Source organism: Limosilactobacillus caviae (assembly GCF_014635905.1).
In the GTDB taxonomy this organism is placed as follows: domain Bacteria; phylum Bacillota; class Bacilli; order Lactobacillales; family Lactobacillaceae; genus Limosilactobacillus; species Limosilactobacillus caviae.
Window position 1 is genome coordinate 103,451 of sequence record NZ_BMDS01000004.1, and the last position, 16,439, is coordinate 119,889.

13 protein-coding genes, 5 tRNA genes and 1 riboswitch are annotated in these 16,439 nt (G+C 38.9%); of the genes, 17 read left to right on the plus strand and 1 reads right to left on the minus strand.

Annotated features, from left to right (window positions below):
• Nucleotides 1-14: 14 nt before the first annotated feature.
• The 12 genes from IEU90_RS06550 to IEU90_RS06605 all read left to right on the plus strand — a co-directional run bounded on the left by IEU90_RS06550 (nt 15) and on the right by IEU90_RS06605 (nt 5,963).
• Nucleotides 15-215, plus strand: a complete 201-nt coding sequence (locus IEU90_RS06550) for a cold-shock protein (RefSeq protein ID WP_019252698.1) — start codon at nt 15-17, stop codon at nt 213-215.
• Between the two features lie 99 nt (nt 216-314).
• Nucleotides 315-1,070, plus strand: coding sequence for a threonine/serine exporter family protein (locus IEU90_RS06555; RefSeq protein WP_153709904.1), 756 nt, complete (start codon nt 315-317; stop codon nt 1,068-1,070).
• Nucleotides 1,071-1,081: 11 nt separating this feature from the next.
• Complete coding sequence (locus IEU90_RS06560; protein WP_153709905.1) at nt 1,082-1,555, plus strand: threonine/serine exporter family protein; 474 nt, start codon at nt 1,082-1,084, stop codon at nt 1,553-1,555.
• Between the two features lie 55 nt (nt 1,556-1,610).
• On the plus strand, nt 1,611-2,285 hold the full coding sequence (locus tag IEU90_RS06565) for a phosphatase PAP2 family protein (protein ID WP_153709906.1): 675 nt from the start codon (nt 1,611-1,613) through the stop codon (nt 2,283-2,285).
• An 84-nt stretch (nt 2,286-2,369) separates the two neighbouring features.
• Nucleotides 2,370-2,825, plus strand: a complete 456-nt coding sequence (locus IEU90_RS06570) for a GNAT family N-acetyltransferase (protein ID WP_188357903.1) — start codon at nt 2,370-2,372, stop codon at nt 2,823-2,825.
• 37 nt (nt 2,826-2,862) lie between these two features.
• Nucleotides 2,863-3,038, plus strand: a riboswitch (Lysine riboswitch).
• Nucleotides 3,039-3,158: 120 nt separating this feature from the next.
• On the plus strand, nt 3,159-4,634 hold the full coding sequence (locus tag IEU90_RS06575; RefSeq protein WP_153709908.1) for an amino acid permease: 1,476 nt from the start codon (nt 3,159-3,161) through the stop codon (nt 4,632-4,634).
• A gap of 99 nt (nt 4,635-4,733) precedes the next feature.
• Complete coding sequence (locus IEU90_RS06580; RefSeq protein WP_153709909.1) at nt 4,734-5,375, plus strand: deoxynucleoside kinase; 642 nt, start codon at nt 4,734-4,736, stop codon at nt 5,373-5,375.
• Nucleotides 5,376-5,440: 65 nt separating this feature from the next.
• Nucleotides 5,441-5,513, plus strand: a tRNA-Val gene (locus IEU90_RS06585).
• A gap of 8 nt (nt 5,514-5,521) precedes the next feature.
• Nucleotides 5,522-5,604 (plus strand) — tRNA-Leu (locus IEU90_RS06590).
• A gap of 89 nt (nt 5,605-5,693) precedes the next feature.
• A tRNA-Gly gene (locus IEU90_RS06595) sits at nt 5,694-5,765 on the plus strand.
• Between the two features lie 5 nt (nt 5,766-5,770).
• Nucleotides 5,771-5,844 (plus strand) — tRNA-Arg (locus IEU90_RS06600).
• Nucleotides 5,845-5,889: 45 nt separating this feature from the next.
• Nucleotides 5,890-5,963, plus strand: a tRNA-Pro gene (locus IEU90_RS06605).
• 338 nt (nt 5,964-6,301) lie between these two features.
• Here IEU90_RS06605 and IEU90_RS06610 read toward each other — a convergent pair.
• Nucleotides 6,302-7,261, minus strand: coding sequence for an alpha/beta hydrolase (locus tag IEU90_RS06610; protein WP_153709910.1), 960 nt, complete (start codon nt 7,259-7,261; stop codon nt 6,302-6,304).
• Nucleotides 7,262-7,559: 298 nt separating this feature from the next.
• Between IEU90_RS06610 and adhP the strand changes: the two genes are divergently transcribed.
• The 5 genes from adhP to rpoB all read left to right on the plus strand — a co-directional run bounded on the left by adhP (nt 7,560) and on the right by rpoB (nt 16,429).
• The gene (adhP, locus tag IEU90_RS06615) at nt 7,560-8,582 is read left to right on the plus strand and encodes an alcohol dehydrogenase AdhP (protein WP_153709911.1); all 1,023 of its coding nucleotides are present in this window, start codon (nt 7,560-7,562) and stop codon (nt 8,580-8,582) included.
• Between the two features lie 159 nt (nt 8,583-8,741).
• The gene (locus tag IEU90_RS06620; protein ID WP_153709912.1) at nt 8,742-9,209 is read left to right on the plus strand and encodes a CtsR family transcriptional regulator; all 468 of its coding nucleotides are present in this window, start codon (nt 8,742-8,744) and stop codon (nt 9,207-9,209) included.
• Between the two features lie 14 nt (nt 9,210-9,223).
• A complete protein-coding gene (locus IEU90_RS06625; protein WP_153709913.1) occupies nt 9,224-11,716 on the plus strand; it encodes an ATP-dependent Clp protease ATP-binding subunit in 2,493 nt (830 codons plus the stop codon).
• Between the two features lie 268 nt (nt 11,717-11,984).
• Nucleotides 11,985-12,587 carry a TetR/AcrR family transcriptional regulator gene (locus IEU90_RS06630; protein ID WP_153709914.1) on the plus strand — a complete coding sequence of 201 codons (603 nt, stop codon included), beginning with the start codon at nt 11,985-11,987 and terminating at the stop codon, nt 12,585-12,587.
• 224 nt (nt 12,588-12,811) lie between these two features.
• Complete coding sequence (rpoB, locus tag IEU90_RS06635; RefSeq protein ID WP_182597677.1) at nt 12,812-16,429, plus strand: DNA-directed RNA polymerase subunit beta; 3,618 nt, start codon at nt 12,812-12,814, stop codon at nt 16,427-16,429.
• The last annotated feature ends 10 nt before the right edge of the window (nt 16,430-16,439 follow it).

Below are 16,439 nucleotides of genomic sequence, written 5' to 3' on the forward strand. Positions count from 1 at the left end.
GAGGATTTTCCAAGATGGAACAAGGAACTGTTAAATGGTTTAATGACGATAAAGGTTATGGCTTTATTACTCGTGAAAGCGGGGATGACGTGTTTGTTCACTTTTCCGCAATTCAAGGCGATGGTTTTAAGTCATTAAATGAAGGACAACATGTTACATTTGATGTTGAAGAAGGCGAACGTGGTCTTCAAGCAGCAAATGTTGTTAAAGACTAGAAAAGGGCGGCTGGAATTTTCCAGTCGTTTTTTTATTGAGGTAAAGATATAAAGGGTGGATAATAGGGAGTATCTTTTAGTTAAAGAAGGCGAAGGGCAATGTTGACAAAGCGACGACAGGCATTAGCGTTAAAAATGTGTCTATTGGCAGGGAGACTATTAATTGAAAATGGATCTAATATGGAACGTGTTAATGATACGCTGTCCCGAATGGCAAAGAATGCAGGATTACATGGCTTCCAAGCATTTACAACCGTTACAGGAATCGTGGTTGGTACAATTAATGAACCACATGCTCAAGTGATTACTATTCGTCATCGAAAAAATAACTTAAGCAAGATTGCAGATGTAAATGAAGTTTCTCGTGAATTAGCCCGTCGAAAGATCGATGTTCCTCAAGCGTTTGCTAAATTAAAAAAGATTGACCGTCACACATCGCCAAAATGGCAAAATTGGTATGAATCATTTGCTGCTGCTATTTTAAGTGGAGCGTTAATGATTGTCTTTACCGGAAATATAGCTGATTCATGGGCGGGATTTATTGCTGGTGGCATTGGCTACGGGGCCTTTTCGTATTTACTGCGAAAATTCAAGATCCAGTATCTCGGAGAATTTTGTTCTTCACTAATAATAGGAATACTAGCAGTGCTTTTCGTTAAATTCCGTCTTGCTAATAATATTAATGACATTATTATTGGTGCAGTAATGCCGCTTGTACCAGGAGTTCCGTTAACTAACGCTGCTCGTGACCTTGTTTCTGGTAATTTAATTAGCGGGCCGACGAGAGGAATTGAAGCAATTTTAACGGCGGTATCAATTGGAAGCGCAATTGTAATTGTTCTGCACTTTAACTAGGAGGATGACAGATGAATTGGGGTAACTTATTATTACAATTTCTTTTATGTTATGTATCAACAGTATGTTTTGGCATTCTCCTAAACATTCCGCGCAAGGCCTATAATACGGCGGGAATTATTGGTGGCGGTGTCTGGGTTGTTTATTGGGTTATGTACTATTGTAGCGGCGTCGGCCTTGCCTTTAGTAATTTAGTTGCAGCAATTTTGATCTCGGTATGCAGCCAAATTGCTGCGCGACGAAAAAGAATGCCTATCATCGTTTTTAATGTTCCAGCATTAGTTCCATTTGTGCCAGGAGGACAGGCTTATAAAGTAGTTCGAAACTTTGCAATAGGCAATTATCACCTTGTTACTGTTTATTTCTATCAAGTAGTGGTAATTGTGGGGGCTATTACTCTTGGCTTTGGAATAGGAGAGCTTTTGAATCGAGTTTATATATACTTTCGCAAATATTTAATAAAAAAGTCACGGTGGATTTTTTGACAGTGTGGTATACTCATTTCTGATTGATTAATTTAAGTTAGGAGAATCCTTAATTATGTTTATTGAACGTGATAATCATCGATGGTGGCGTTTCGCCTTAAGCGGTGGTTTCTTTATTGCTTTAATGCTATTAATTATGTTTAATTCATCAGTGGTAACGATGATCGATGCAGTTTTGCAATCGCTATTTACTAGTCAGCGCCTTGAAGGAATTGGCTGGTTCCATGCATTAATGACGTTGCTATCTTTTCTTGCTAAACCTGTTCTAGATTTAATATGGGTGTTCATCATTGCCGGTATTTTATGGTTGAAAGGGTATCGGATTCCAGCACTGTGGTCGCTTGGAACAATCTTTGGCGGTGACGTGTTAGGAACGGTTGTTAAGCATATTGTTAAGCGTGTTCGCCCAGCCCAACACTTACCAGCAGATGATGGGTATAGTTTTCCTAGTGGACATACTTTAGGATTCTTCTTAGTAGTAGCAATCTTGTTCTTAGTAGTTATTCCGCTTATCCAAAAGGCTTCTGTTCGGACGATTTTACAAATTTTATTAATTTTTGCTGTTTTCTTCTTAGCAGTATCTCGAGTATACTTATATGCTCACTGGCCTTTCGATACAGTTGGTGCTATGTTGTTAGCATATGCTTGGCTGCAAGTAGCTGAATGGCTTTACGTAGCCTGGGCTCCCCGGTTACAACGTATCCCGCTTTTACGTAGCGTTGAAATTTAATAACAATTAATGAGGGAAATCTAAATTTTTTAGAATTATCCCTCTTTTTTCTTGAAAATTTCCCGGGAAATAGGAGAAAAACAGATGAACAAAATTACAGTTGAACCGATAAAAAATAGGAATGATTTAGATGGAATTGTTAATCTACTCGACGATGAAGAATTAGTTCAAACAGTGGGCTTGATGCTACCAAGGAAAAAAGAAAATCGCATTTTAGCTATTAAGATATTTATTCAAAAAAATCATATTATAGTGGTGAAGCTGAATGAGAAGGTAATTGGAATGATTGTGTTAAGCAATTGGTATGGGGATGAAGGCAAACGTCTTCTTCATCATTATGAATTGGGCTATCTTTTGCAGCGTGACCATTGGAACAAGGGAATAATGACATTTTCACTTCACAAAGTTATTTCATCCTTACCTTCTAAAATCATTATTCATGCAGAGTGTAAAAAGAGCAATTTTCGGTCTCAACGAGTGCTTATAAAATGTGGCTTTACTTATGAACATGATGACTTATGGCAATATATTGTTAAATAATCAGACTTGCATTTTTATTTGAGTAGGGTATAATTTCATTCGATGAAGAGGTTGCATATTTTATTAGTAGCTTGTGTTAGATGAATAAGCATCGTAGCACTGGTGAAAGGGAAATATGCCGAAACACTGCCTAACTTATTTCGGGTAGCTGTTGGGACATAGTCATAATAGGCTATGGACTGTCGCAGAAAGTTGCGGGGCGCTTCCTAAATTGATTCAACAATTCTAGGTATTCAAGTTGGGTCTTCTGGTAGGGTTGCCGATCAGAAGACCCTTTTAATTTATCCTCTTCGTAAATGATGACGTTAGCACACAAATTTGGAGGAAATATTTATGGCAGATGGAGCTAAGTCGACAGGGCAGATGGAAAGGACGCTGGAAACACGTCACTTATCGATGATTGCCCTTGGTGGGACAATTGGTACCGGACTTTTTATCGCTAGTGGATCCGCTATTTCAACAGCGGGACCAGGTGGAGCATTAGTAGCATATGGAATTATGGGGATTATGGTTTATTTCCTAATGACGAGTTTAGGCGAAATGGCAACATATATGCCATTAACCGGATCGTTTTCGGCTTATTCAACAAAATTCGTTGATCCTGCGTTAGGTTTTGCCCTTGGTTGGAACTATTGGTTTAACTGGGCAATTACGATTCCTGTTGATGTAACAACTGCAGGAATCGTAATGAACTATTGGCTTCCTAATGTTCCAGGCTGGATTTTTAGCTTGACCGTAATGGTATTAATTTTCTTGATTAATTATTTATCAGTACGTTCATATGGTGAAACTGAGTTTTGGCTTGCCTTAATTAAGGTTATTACAGTTGTTGTATTTTTAATTGTTGGAGTTGCGATTATTTTAGGAATTATGGGTGGCCGTCCAGTCGGCTTAAGTAATTTTCACTATAAGCAGGCGCCTTTTGTTGGTGGAGTACCGGCAATTATTAGTGTTTTCTTAGTTGCTGGATTCTCGTTCCAAGGGACAGAGTTAGTCGGTATTACTGCTGGGGAAGCAGCCACCCCGGAAAAATCTGTTTCAAAGGCGATTCATTCAACATTCTGGCGGATTTTGCTTTTCTATATTTTTGCGATTTTTGTTATTGCATGTATTTTGCCTTATACTGACAAGAACTTATTAAATCAAGATGTTTCAAATATCACGATGAGTCCATTTACAATTGTTTTCAAGCGTGCGGGATTAGCTTTTGCAGCTAGTGTAATGAATGCCGTTATCTTAACAGCAGTAATTTCAGCTGCTAATTCTGGACTATACGCTTCAACACGGATGCTTTATTCACAGGCTCGTGAAGGATATGCATGGCGGATCTTTGGTTATGTAAATCGTCGGGGAATTCCAATTTATGCCTTGCTTGGTACAATGGTTGTGTCGTTAGCAGCTTATGCAACCCAATTTATTGGTCCTAAAGCATATAATTATTTAATTGGTGCATCTGGGTTATGTGGATTCATTGCCTGGTTAGGAATCGCAATTTCGCACTATCGTTTTAGAAAAGCATTCTTAAAGCAAGGACATACAATATCTGAATTGAAGTATCATGCAACAGGATTCCCGTTTGGTCCGGTATTTGCCCTTGTATTATGTATCGTTGTTATTTGTGGTCAAAATATTGATGCCTTTGTAAAAATGGATTGGCAAAATATTTTAATTACGTATATGGGAATTCCACTATTTCTAATTCTTTTCTTCTATTATAAAATTCGGTATAAAACGCACTTAATTCCGCTTGAAAAAGTTGATTTATCACGGCGGACAAAAGGTGAATCCTACGAGCCGAAAGAAGATTAATAAGTATTAAAGAGCGAGAAAAATTATACTCGCTCCTTTTTATTTTAAATGTTAGAATTGTGTTCGTGACTTTTAGATTGTAAACAGGGGGAAAAATAAATGATTGCTTTAGCCGGGACAATCGGTGCAGGAAAGACTAGTTTGACAAAGATATTGGCGGATCATCTTAATAGTCAGGCATTTTATGAGTCTGTTGATGATAATAAAATCTTGCCGCTTTTTTATAAGGATCCTAAAAAGTATGGATTCCTACTACAAATCTACTTTTTAAATAAACGTCTTGATGAAATTAAAAGTTCATATTCTAACGATTTAAATGTCTTAGATCGCTCAATCTTTGAAGATGCGTTGTTATTTAAGTTAAATGCGGATATGGGCCGGGCAACTGAGACTGAGTCAAATATTTATTCTTCATTATTAGGCAATATGATGGAGGAATTACCAGAGCAACCACATCAAAAAGCCCCTAACTTATTGATTACGATTAGAGTATCATTTGAGACCATGCTTGAACGGATCAAAAAGCGGGGACGCTCGTTTGAACAAATTGCGAATGACCCGTCATTATATTCATACTATAAAAATTTAAATGAACGTTACATTCAATGGTATGAGAATTATAATGAGAGTCCTAAAATGATGATTGATGGCGACAAATATGATTTTGTTGAGGATCCTGTTGCCGCTAAAAAAGTATTAACAATGATTGATGAAAAATTAATTGAACTAAATCTTAAATAAAGTTTGACAAAAAAAGATTTAGATGATATATTGAATAGGCTGATTTATATAACAAGCCTATTTATGGAGGATTAGCTCAGTTGGGAGAGCATCTGCCTTACAAGCAGGGGGTCACAGGTTCGAGCCCTGTATCCTCCATTTATCATGCGGATGTGGCGGAATTGGCAGACGCGCAAGATTTAGGATCTTGTATCATTTTGATGTAAGGGTTCAAGTCCCTTCATCCGCATTTAATATTTTTGAAAATTCTTATTGACATTGGTAAGGTTTTCGTGTAATATTAATAATCGTTGATAGGAGTTAACTTATCAAATACATGCGGAAGTAGTTCAGTGGTAGAACATCACCTTGCCATGGTGGGGGTCGCGGGTTCGAATCCCGTCTTCCGCTTATATGCACCCATAGCGCAATTGGATAGAGTGTCTGACTACGAATCAGAAGGTTGAAGGTTCGACTCCTTCTGGGTGCACTTATTATAATAAGCGTGACAGTTTGGCTGTTGCGCTTATTTTTTCGGAATTTAGCTCAGCTTGGTAGAGCGCTGCGTTCGGGACGCAGAGGTCGCAAGTTCAAATCTTGTAATTCCGATTTATATTAAGAAGGACTGTCATTAAACGGTAAATCGTTGAATGACAGTCCTTTTATTTATGTTATTTAGAAATTTGATACTAATTACTGTACCGTTTTTCAAACTTAATATTCCACAACCATTGAAGATTAATTGATGGCTCCGGCACATGATATTTAATCTCACTTTGAATACGATCTAGCTCGCTAAGAATTAATTTTTCAGAATAATCAGGCATTTCTTTACCACGTTCTTATAGCCTATAGTGCTGAGGAGCTTCAACTATTGTTCTTATGTGATTAAGTAAAATAAAATAAAAACGTCAACTAGCATTAGAAGTGCCAATTGACGTCTTAGATCATTTATTAAAACTATCTTTTATAAACTTTGCAATTTGGTCAACAGGAATTTTTTCCATGTTGTCATAGAGGTCAATATGTTCGCAATTTTCAATAACGAGTTTCTGCTTTGGCTGATCGGCAAGGTAGTAAGCTCGCTCGGAATAAGATCGTGAGTGAGCCTTATCTCCATAGACAAATAAAATTGGTCGCGGTGAAATTTCTTTAATGTAGTCCATGGCAGAAAATTCGAGCATTGCAAGGTTAGAAGTAGTAGTTGCAGTTCCGCGGGCATTAGGATGGAATCCACGTTTAAGAGCATAGAAACGGAGCCATTCGTTTGTTAGATTATCCTGATTTGGTAAATCATCGATACTATCATATGGCGTTTCAGGGAATGATGGATGGTAATCGGGCTGTCCATTTTCAAAATCATCCCAGCGCTGGCGAGATAATTGATCTTTAAGCTGGAATAGTTGTTCCGGTGCCAGGTTAGCCATTTCCCGAATATCTGTCATGTCATACAGTGAAATAGTAACAACTGACTTAATTCGTGTATCAACAGCTGCCGCGCTGATCGCAAATCCTGCGCCACCACTAATTCCAATTACACTAATTTGTTCCCGATTAACATGTGCAGCTTTAGTTCCTAAATAGTCAACCGCTGCACTAAAAGATTCGGCGTACAAGTCAGGGGATGCAACGTGTCGAGGTTCGCCAGCAGATTCTCCCATATATACTTGGTCAAATGCCAACGTGATAAAACCAAGTTGTGCGAATTTATTTGCGTAAACCGCTGCGGCTTGTTCCTTGGTACTTCCATATAGTGCCCCGATAATAATTGCTGGTAATAATTGGTCCTCTTTTAAATGTTTAGGGGTATAAATATCGGCCGCAATAGCTATCCCGTAACGATTATCGTAACGGACATGCCGACGTTCTACTTTTTCATTTAGCTTGGTGATATATCCATAAGCCATTGATATCACTCCTTTGAATGGTTAAATAAATTATAACATTCCTTGTGAAGATAGAATAACTGACTTTATTAAAAGTAAATTTTTAGTGATAAATAGTAAGTGATTTACTGTACAAATTTATTTACATTGGTTTAGAAATGTTAGGCCCTTATTTATTGATGATTCAAGAGTAAATATATCATAGTGGTATTATGATGAGTCTTATAAATGTGCAAAATTTCACTTTAAATTTGTCAAGGAGTTATGGTACTATAAGCATTGTAAAAAGTAATTTGTTTATTAAAGGAGATCTTACCTTATGAAGGCTGCTGTAATTAATGATCCAGTAGATGGATACGTTACTGTTAAAGATGTTCAACTCCGGGATTTAAAGCCGGGCGAAGCATTAGTTGATATGGAATACTGTGGTTTATGCCACACTGACCTTCACTGTGCTGCTGGTGATTTTGGCAAGAAGCCAGGTCGGATTATTGGACACGAAGGTGTTGGTCGTGTATCCAAAGTTGCCCCTGGCGTTACTTCCTTAAAGGTTGGCGACCGGGTATCAATTGCTTGGTTCTTTAAGGGCTGTGGACACTGTGAATACTGTTTGACTGGTCGTGAGACCCTTTGTCGGAACGTTCTTAACGCTGGTTATACTGCTGATGGTGCAATGGCTGAACAATGTATTGTACCAGCTGATTACGCTGTTAAAGTTCCAGATGGCCTTGATCCAGTCGAAGCTACCTCATTAACTTGTGCCGGTGTTACAATGTACAAGGCATTAAAGGTTGCCGACATTAAGCCAGGTCAATGGGTATCCATTGTTGGTGCTGGTGGTTTGGGTAACTTGGGTATCCAATTTGCTCACAATGTCTTTGGCGCCCACGTTATTGCCGTTGATGGTAACCCTGACAAGCTTCAAGCTGCTAAGGAAAATGGTGCTGAGATTTTGATTAACCGTCATGATGGTGACGTTGACCAACAAATTCAAGAAAAGGTTGGCGGTGTTCATGCTGCTGTAGTTACTGCTGTAACGACGGCTGCCTTTGATCAAGCTGTTGACTCTCTTCGTCCAGATGGTAAGTTAGTTGCTGTTGCCCTTCCACAAGGTGACATGAAGCTTAACATTGCTAAGACTGTTCTTGACGGTATCATTGTTGCGGGTTCATTAGTTGGTACTCGTCAAGACTTAGCTGAATGTTTCCAATTCGGTGCTGAAGGTAAGGTTCACCCAATTGTAAAGACTCGTAAGTTAAGTGAAATTAATGACATGATCCAAGAACTTAAGGATAACAAGGTTGTTGGTCGTAACGTTGTTGATTTTGTTCACAATAAATAATTAAAATAGTTCATATTTAATTCTCTAGAAGACTAGTGAAGCGAGAAAGTTTCACTAGTCTTTATTATTCCCTTAAAATATAGTCATAGAATTAGGCGTCGGTTTTAAAAGTGTGGTAAAATAATGGTCAAGATTAGTCAGAGAAGCCGAGGTGATATAATGGAGAATAAAAGTATTTCAGATATTATCGAAGCATACTTAAAAGAGATTCTTGGTGATTCAGCACAGGTCGAGATTCGACGCTCTGAGATTGCCAATCATTTTGATGTTGTGCCATCACAGATTAATTATGTAATAAAAACTCGATTTACCATTCAAAATGGTTATTTAGTTAAAAGTAAGCGTGGTGGCGGTGGATATATTCGAATTGAGCGAGTTAATTTACTTGATGACGTAAATGTGCTAAACTCACTCATTCAAGCAATTGGCGATTCGGTTCGTGAGCGTGATGCTTTTGATATTGTTCGTACATTATATGAAGAAAACGTAATTACAAGGCGTGAAGGTGATTTAATGTTAGTGGCATTATCCAAACAAGCATTATCAATCGGTGATAGTAAAGCTGAAGACCATCTTCGAGCACGGATTTTAATATCATTTTTGAACCGACTACGCTATGAGAGTTAAAAGGGGGACTGTACATGGATAATATGTTCACACCAAGTGCAAAGCATGTTCTGGCAATTGCGCAGGAACAAGCAAAATATTTTAAACATCAAGCAGTGGGCACTGAACACCTTTTGCTTGCTCTCTCAATGGATAAAGATGGCATTGCTAATAAGATTTTTGAACAATTTTCTGTAACCAGTGATGATATTCGTGAAGAAATTGAACGGCTAATTGGTTATGGGACGATGGAAAACTTAGGAGCGTCAGATTATCTACCATATTCACCTAAAGCAAAACAGGTATTATCACTAGCTGGTAGAGAAGCACAACAGATGCATGCGTTGAAGATTGGGACTGAACACCTGTTACTAGCTTTAATTGCTGATGAGAGCGTCCTATCATCACGGATTCTATATAGTCTAGATATTGTGCCACGTCAGATGAGAAAGGTTATTTTACGACGATTAGGAATTGCTGATAGCCAGCAGCGATCTGCAAATCGGCAACAGGTACGGCGACGGCCTCAGCAAAATGGCACACCTACTTTGGATAAATTGGCTCGGGATATGACAGAATTAGCCCGTAATGGCCGCCTTGATCCCGTTATTGGCCGAGACAAAGAAGTTAAACGTGTAGAACAAATTCTCAGCCGTCGTACCAAAAATAATCCGGTTCTAATTGGAGAACCAGGAGTAGGGAAGACAGCGATTGCAGAAGGTTTAGCTCAGCGGATGGTTGATGGGAAAGTACCGGATGAGCTGGCAAATAAACGATTAATGATGCTGGATATGGGATCATTAGTTGCAGGTACCAAATACCGTGGTGAATTTGAGGACCGGCTAAAGAAAGTTATTGATGAGATTCAAACTGATGGGCATGTAATTCTTTTCATTGATGAACTTCATACACTAATTGGTGCCGGGGGTGCTGAAGGTGCTATTGATGCCTCAAATATCTTAAAACCCGCATTGGCACGAGGTGAACTACAAACAATTGGTGCCACAACCCTTGACGAGTATCAAAAGTATATTGAATCTGATGCCGCCCTTGAACGGCGATTTGCGACTGTCCAAGTAGATGAACCAACGACTGACCAAACTCTCCAAATCTTACGCGGCTTAAGGCCGAAATACGAAGAACATCACCATGCTAAGATTACTGATGATGCATTAGAACAAGCGGTTAAACTGTCTGATCGTTATATTTCTGATCGATTCCTGCCTGACAAAGCAATTGATTTAATTGATGAGTCGGCTGCAATGGTTAGAATTGATGCTGAAGATAAAAAGAACCGGCAACCATCTCTTGAGAGTCAATTAGAAGACTTGCGGGCACAAAAGGAAGAAGCAATTGATAATCAAGACTTTGATCAGGCGGCAACGCTTCGTCAACAAGAATTAGCACTTAAGGATAAGATTGACCGTAAAGAGCAGCGCAATCAAAAGAAAAATTCACAAAATTATAAATTAAAAGTAACTGGTGAAAATATTGCCCAAGTTGTTGCCGAATGGACAGGTGTTCCGTTGACACAGTTAAAAAAGAGCGAAAGTGAACGCCTAGTTAATCTTGAAAAAGTTCTTCATCAACGGGTAATTGGACAAGATGAAGCTGTTGCGGTAGTGGCAAAAGCAATTCGCCGAGCACGAAGCGGGTTAAAGGATCCGAGTCGTCCAATCGGTTCGTTCATGTTCTTAGGACCAACAGGGGTAGGTAAGACAGAGTTAGCCAAAGCGCTGGCGGCAGCTATTTTCGGATCAGAAGATAATATGATTCGGATTGACATGTCTGAGTACATGGAAAAGTATAGTACTAGTCGTCTGATTGGAGCTGCTCCTGGATATGTTGGCTATGATGAAGGTGGTCAGTTGACCGAAAAAGTACGCCAGCACCCATACTCTGTTGTTTTATTAGATGAAGCTGAAAAGGCCCACCCAGACGTATTTAATTTACTACTACAAGTTTTAGATGATGGGTACTTAACCGATGCTAAAGGACGACGGGTAGATTTTCGAAATACGATCATTATTATGACTTCAAATCTTGGAGCTACCCAATTACAAGATGAAAAGGAAGTAGGCTTTGGAGCAAAAGATATGTCCCAAGACTACAATGCGATGTCAGCTGCTATTAAACAGCAAATGAAACTTTACTTCCGTCCCGAATTTATTAACCGAATTGATGAAACGATTATCTTCCATTCACTGCAAAAGAAAGAACTTCACCAAATTGTTAAGTTAATGGTTGCAGATTTGAATAAGCGAGTAAGCGAACAAGGTATTAACTTAAAAGTGACCCCTGCTGCAATTGATGTAATTGCGAAACTTGGGTACGATCCTGCTTACGGTGCGCGACCATTACGCCGTGCTTTGCAAGACTATGTCGAAGATGATTTGAGTACAGGGTTATTGAGCGGCGAGATTAATGTTGGTGATGATGTTACAGTTGGCGCTCACCAAGGAAAAATTACTTTTAAGGTAAAGAAAGCAGACGAAGATAAAGCTGTTGAATTAAATTTGAATAAGTAAGATTCTTAAGTGATGATGATCCAATATTGGGATTGTCATCATTTTAATTTTAAATACGTTATTAAATGAAATTGATGATTTAACGTCAGTAATAATGCTAATTATGCCGGATATGTTCTCTAATGATAACGATAATTTGCCAGCTAAATAGCACTCATTTATCACATTTGATGATTATTTTCCGAAAACAGTTGTCAAAAGATAAGTTATAGTCTTATAATGTGTTTATCAGATAATTAATAATCAAAAAATAGGGGATGAATAATAGATGAAGCGTGCGGAACAATTAGAAAAGACGAGACAAGCGATCTTGAAAACCGCCACAAAATTATTCTTACAAAAGGGTTTTGGTGAAACTTCTACTCGGGATATTGCCAAGCAAATCGGCATTACACAACCGGCCTTATACCACCATTTCAGTGACAAGGAAGTTTTGTATCTTGATGTAATGACCAACTTATGCGGAAAAGTTCGTCAGGATATTAACAAGGTAATGCGAAAGCATGATTTGTCACCTAATGAACAATTATGGCAAATTACTAAGGCATTAAAAAAACACCACCCGTTGAGTATCTATGACCAATACAATCAAGCAATGCGGCTCTTATCCAAGAGTGCGCAACAAAAGCTTAATATGATTTTTACAATGGATTATTTGGAACCGATTGCTGCTTTCTTCCGCCAACCAGAAGTAGAGTTGCGTCCAGATATCCTTCCTAAAGAAGCAGCAGAATTATTCATTGCAGGATTAACCCCAATTTTTGGCACTTCTCAACTAATTGGTGGTCATTCTATTACGCCTGAACAGCGTGACCAATTAATTCTAGACTGCATTATTAATGGTTTATCGAATTGGGGCGGAAAAGGATAAAATCATTTAAAACTATTGACAAAATTTAATAGAACTCGTATACTTTAATAGTATGTAATTGTGAGTTCATTTGAACCCGGTGATCTATTGTCCATCTGGTTCTGCATAAAAGCCAAAGACAGTCATTGAACTGTTTTTGGATTTTTTTTGCCCAAAAGTTGTATTTTAGGCAAATTGTAATCAAAATGTAATATTTAAATGAACTCGCGGAATAAATTAGAGAGGTGAACAGTTTGGCTGGACATTTAGTTAAATACGGTAAGCACCGTACCCGTCGTAGCTACTCGCGAATTAAAGAAGTTCTCGAATTGCCAAACCTTATTGAAATCCAAACCGATTCTTACAATTGGTTTATGGATAAAGGTTTGCGGGAAATGTTTGATGATATTATGCCAATTGATGATTTCCAAGGTAAGCTATCTTTGGAATTCGTTGACTATCAACTTTTAGAACCTAAGTATACTGTTGATGAAGCTCGTGAACACGATGCTAACTACTCAGCACCACTTCATGTTACGTTACGGTTAACTAACCATGAGACTGGTGAAATTAAGTCTCAAGATGTATTCTTTGGTGACTTCCCGCTCATGACTGACCAAGGTACCTTCATTATCAATGGTGCAGAACGGGTTATCGTTTCACAATTAGTTCGTTCTCCAGGTGTCTACTACAGTGAAGAAAATGATAAGAATGGTCGGCCAAACTACGGGGCAACTTTCATCCCTAACCGTGGTGCGTGGTTAGAGTATGAAACTGATGCTAAGAATGTTTCATATGTTCGGATCGACCGGACTCGTAAGTTACCAATGACTGAATTAATTCGGGCATTAGGTTTTGGCTCTGATGATGAAATTATCGACATGTTTGGTGGCGATAGTGAAACATTATCATTAACTTTAGATAAAGATGTTCATAAAAATGCAGAAGACTCCCGAGTTGAAGAAGCATTAAAAGACATTTATGAACGTCTTCGTCCTGGTGAGCCAAAGACAGCTGATTCAGCTCGGAGCCTATTGACAGCACGGTTCTTTGATCCAAAACGTTATGACATGGCACCGGTTGGTCGTTACAAGACTAACAAGAAGTTAATGCTTAAGTACCGTTTACTTGGTGAAACCTTAGCAGAAACTTTAGCTGATCCGGATACTGGAGAAGTATTAGCTCAAAAAGGCGATACTGTTACTAAGGAATTGCTCAAAAAGCTTGAACCTTACTTAGATCGTGATGACTTTAAGACGATTACGTATACTCCATCTGATGAAGCTGTTGTGACAGAGCCAGTTAAATTACAAAAGATTTTAGTATATTCTAAGAATGATCCTGACCGCGTTGTGCCTATCATTGGTAATGGTCATATTCCATTAGAATACAAGCATATTGAACCTGCTGATATTCTTGCTTCCTTAAATTACTTCTTTAATTTACAAGAAGGTATTGGTAGCACAGATGATATTGACCACTTAGGTAACCGTCGAATTCGTTCAGTTGGTGAATTACTCCAAAATCAATTCCGAATTGGGCTTGCCCGAATGGAACGGGTTGTTCGTGAGCGGATGTCAATTCAGGATCCTGATACCGTTACACCGCAACAATTAATTAACATTCGACCTGTTGTTGCTTCTATTAAAGAATTCTTTGGTTCATCTCAACTTTCTCAATTCATGGACCAAACGAACCCATTAGGTGAATTAACTCATAAGCGGCGTCTTTCAGCCCTTGGTCCTGGTGGTTTGACTCGTGATCGTGCTGGATATGAAGTGCGGGACGTTCACTATACTCACTATGGCCGGATGTGTCCTATTGAAACACCAGAAGGACCTAACATTGGACTTATCAATAGTCTTTCTTCATATGCCCGAGTAAATAAATATGGCTTTATTGAAACTCCATACCGTCGTGTTTCATGGAAGGATCATAAGGTAACTGATAAGATCGATTACTTAACCGCAGATGAAGAAGATAACTTTATCATTGCACAGGCTAACACACCATTAAATGATGATGGTTCATTTGTAGATGACCAGGTAATGGCTCGTGATAAGGATGATTACATTGAAACAAGTGTTGAGAATATCGATTACATGGATGTTTCTCCTAAGCAAGTTGTTTCTGTCGCTTCTGCATGTATTCCATTCCTTGAAAACGATGACTCTAACCGTGCTTTGATGGGTGCCAACATGCAACGGCAAGCTGTTCCTTTGATTAATCCACATGCACCATTAGTAAGTACTGGTATCGATTACAAAGCTGCTCACGACTCTGGTGTTGCAATGATTGCGAAGAAGCCAGGAACGGTTGAATATGTTGATGCACGTGAAGTTCGTGTTCGTGAAGAAGACGGCACACTTGATACTTACAAGTTAATGAAGTTCCGTCGTTCAAACGGTGGTAAGAACTACAACCAACGACCAATTGTTAAAGTTGGCGAACATGTTGATGCTGACGATGTTTTAGCCGATGGTCCATCAATGGAACAAGGTGAATTGGCTCTTGGTCAAAACCCATTGATTGCCTTTATGACTTGGCAAGGATACAACTTCGAAGATGCCATTGCCATTAACGAACGGTTAGTTAAGGATGACGTTTATACTTCAATTCATATTGAATCTTATGAATCCGAAGCACGTGAAACTAAGCTTGGACCGGAAGAAATGACACGAGAGATCCCTAACGTTGGTGACGATGCTTTGAAGGATCTTGACGAAAATGGTATTGTTCGTGTTGGTGCCGAAGTTCATGATGGTGACATTTTAGTTGGTAAGGTTACACCAAAGGGAATGACAGAATTGTCCGCAGAAGAACGATTGCTTCACGCTATCTTTGGTGAAAAGTCACGTGAAGTTCGTGATACATCATTACGTGTTCCTCACGGTGGTGGCGGAATTATTCAAGATGTTAAGGTCTTCACTCGTGAAAACGGTGATGAATTATCACCTGGTGTAAACACAATGGTTCGAGTTTACATTGCTCAAAAACGTAAGATTCAAGTAGGGGACAAGATGTCTGGACGTCACGGTAACAAGGGTACTGTTTCTATCGTTGTGCCGGAAGAAGATATGCCATATATGCCAGATGGAACACCAATTGACATTATGCTTAGTCCGATGGGTGTGCCAAGTCGTATGAATATTGGTCAGCTTCTTGAATTGCACTTGGGAATGGCTGCTCGTCGTCTTGGTATTCACATGGCAACTCCAGTATTTGACGGTGCATCTGATAAGGATGTTTGGGATGCTGTTCGTGAATCAGGTTTCCCAGAAGATGGTAAGACGATCCTTTATGATGGACGTACCGGTGAACCATTTGAAAACCGAATTGCTGTTGGTTCCATGCATTACCTTAAGCTAGCTCACATGGTTGATGATAAGATTCACGCCCGTTCTACTGGTCCTTACTCACTTGTTACGCAACAGCCATTAGGTGGTAAAGCGCAGTTTGGTGGACAGCGTTTTGGTGAAATGGAAGTTTGGGCTCTTGAAGCTTATGGTGCTGCTTACACGCTTCAAGAAATCCTTACTTACAAGTCTGATGACACGGTTGGTCGTGTTCGGACTTATGATGCCATCATCAATGGTCAGCCAATTCCTAAGCCAGGTGTTCCAGAATCATTCCGCGTTCTTGTTAAAGAATTACAAGCATTAGGACTTGATATGAAGGTTCTTGATGGTAACAATGAAGAAATTCAATTAAAGAACATGGATGAAGATGACGATGAAGTTGTAAATGTTGATGCATTAGCTAAGTATGCAGAACAGCATAAGACAGAAGAAAAGAAGAACGATGAAGAAAATAAATCTGAAGCAACTTCATCAACTACCGATGACAAAACTAATCAAAATTAATATTTAGGTT

Coding starts and splice junctions, on each gene's coding strand:
- IEU90_RS06550 (WP_019252698.1), top strand. CDS start 15: ATGGAACAAGGAACTGTTAAATGGTTTAATGACGATAAAGGTTATGGC.
- IEU90_RS06555 (WP_153709904.1), top strand. CDS start 315: ATGTTGACAAAGCGACGACAGGCATTAGCGTTAAAAATGTGTCTATTG.
- IEU90_RS06560 (WP_153709905.1), top strand. CDS start 1,082: ATGAATTGGGGTAACTTATTATTACAATTTCTTTTATGTTATGTATCA.
- IEU90_RS06565 (WP_153709906.1), top strand. CDS start 1,611: ATGTTTATTGAACGTGATAATCATCGATGGTGGCGTTTCGCCTTAAGC.
- IEU90_RS06570 (WP_188357903.1), top strand. CDS start 2,370: ATGAACAAAATTACAGTTGAACCGATAAAAAATAGGAATGATTTAGAT.
- IEU90_RS06575 (WP_153709908.1), top strand. CDS start 3,159: ATGGCAGATGGAGCTAAGTCGACAGGGCAGATGGAAAGGACGCTGGAA.
- IEU90_RS06580 (WP_153709909.1), top strand. CDS start 4,734: ATGATTGCTTTAGCCGGGACAATCGGTGCAGGAAAGACTAGTTTGACA.
- IEU90_RS06610 (WP_153709910.1), bottom strand. CDS start 7,261: ATGGCTTATGGATATATCACCAAGCTAAATGAAAAAGTAGAACGTCGG.
- adhP (WP_153709911.1), top strand. CDS start 7,560: ATGAAGGCTGCTGTAATTAATGATCCAGTAGATGGATACGTTACTGTT.
- IEU90_RS06620 (WP_153709912.1), top strand. CDS start 8,742: ATGGAGAATAAAAGTATTTCAGATATTATCGAAGCATACTTAAAAGAG.
- IEU90_RS06625 (WP_153709913.1), top strand. CDS start 9,224: ATGGATAATATGTTCACACCAAGTGCAAAGCATGTTCTGGCAATTGCG.
- IEU90_RS06630 (WP_153709914.1), top strand. CDS start 11,985: ATGAAGCGTGCGGAACAATTAGAAAAGACGAGACAAGCGATCTTGAAA.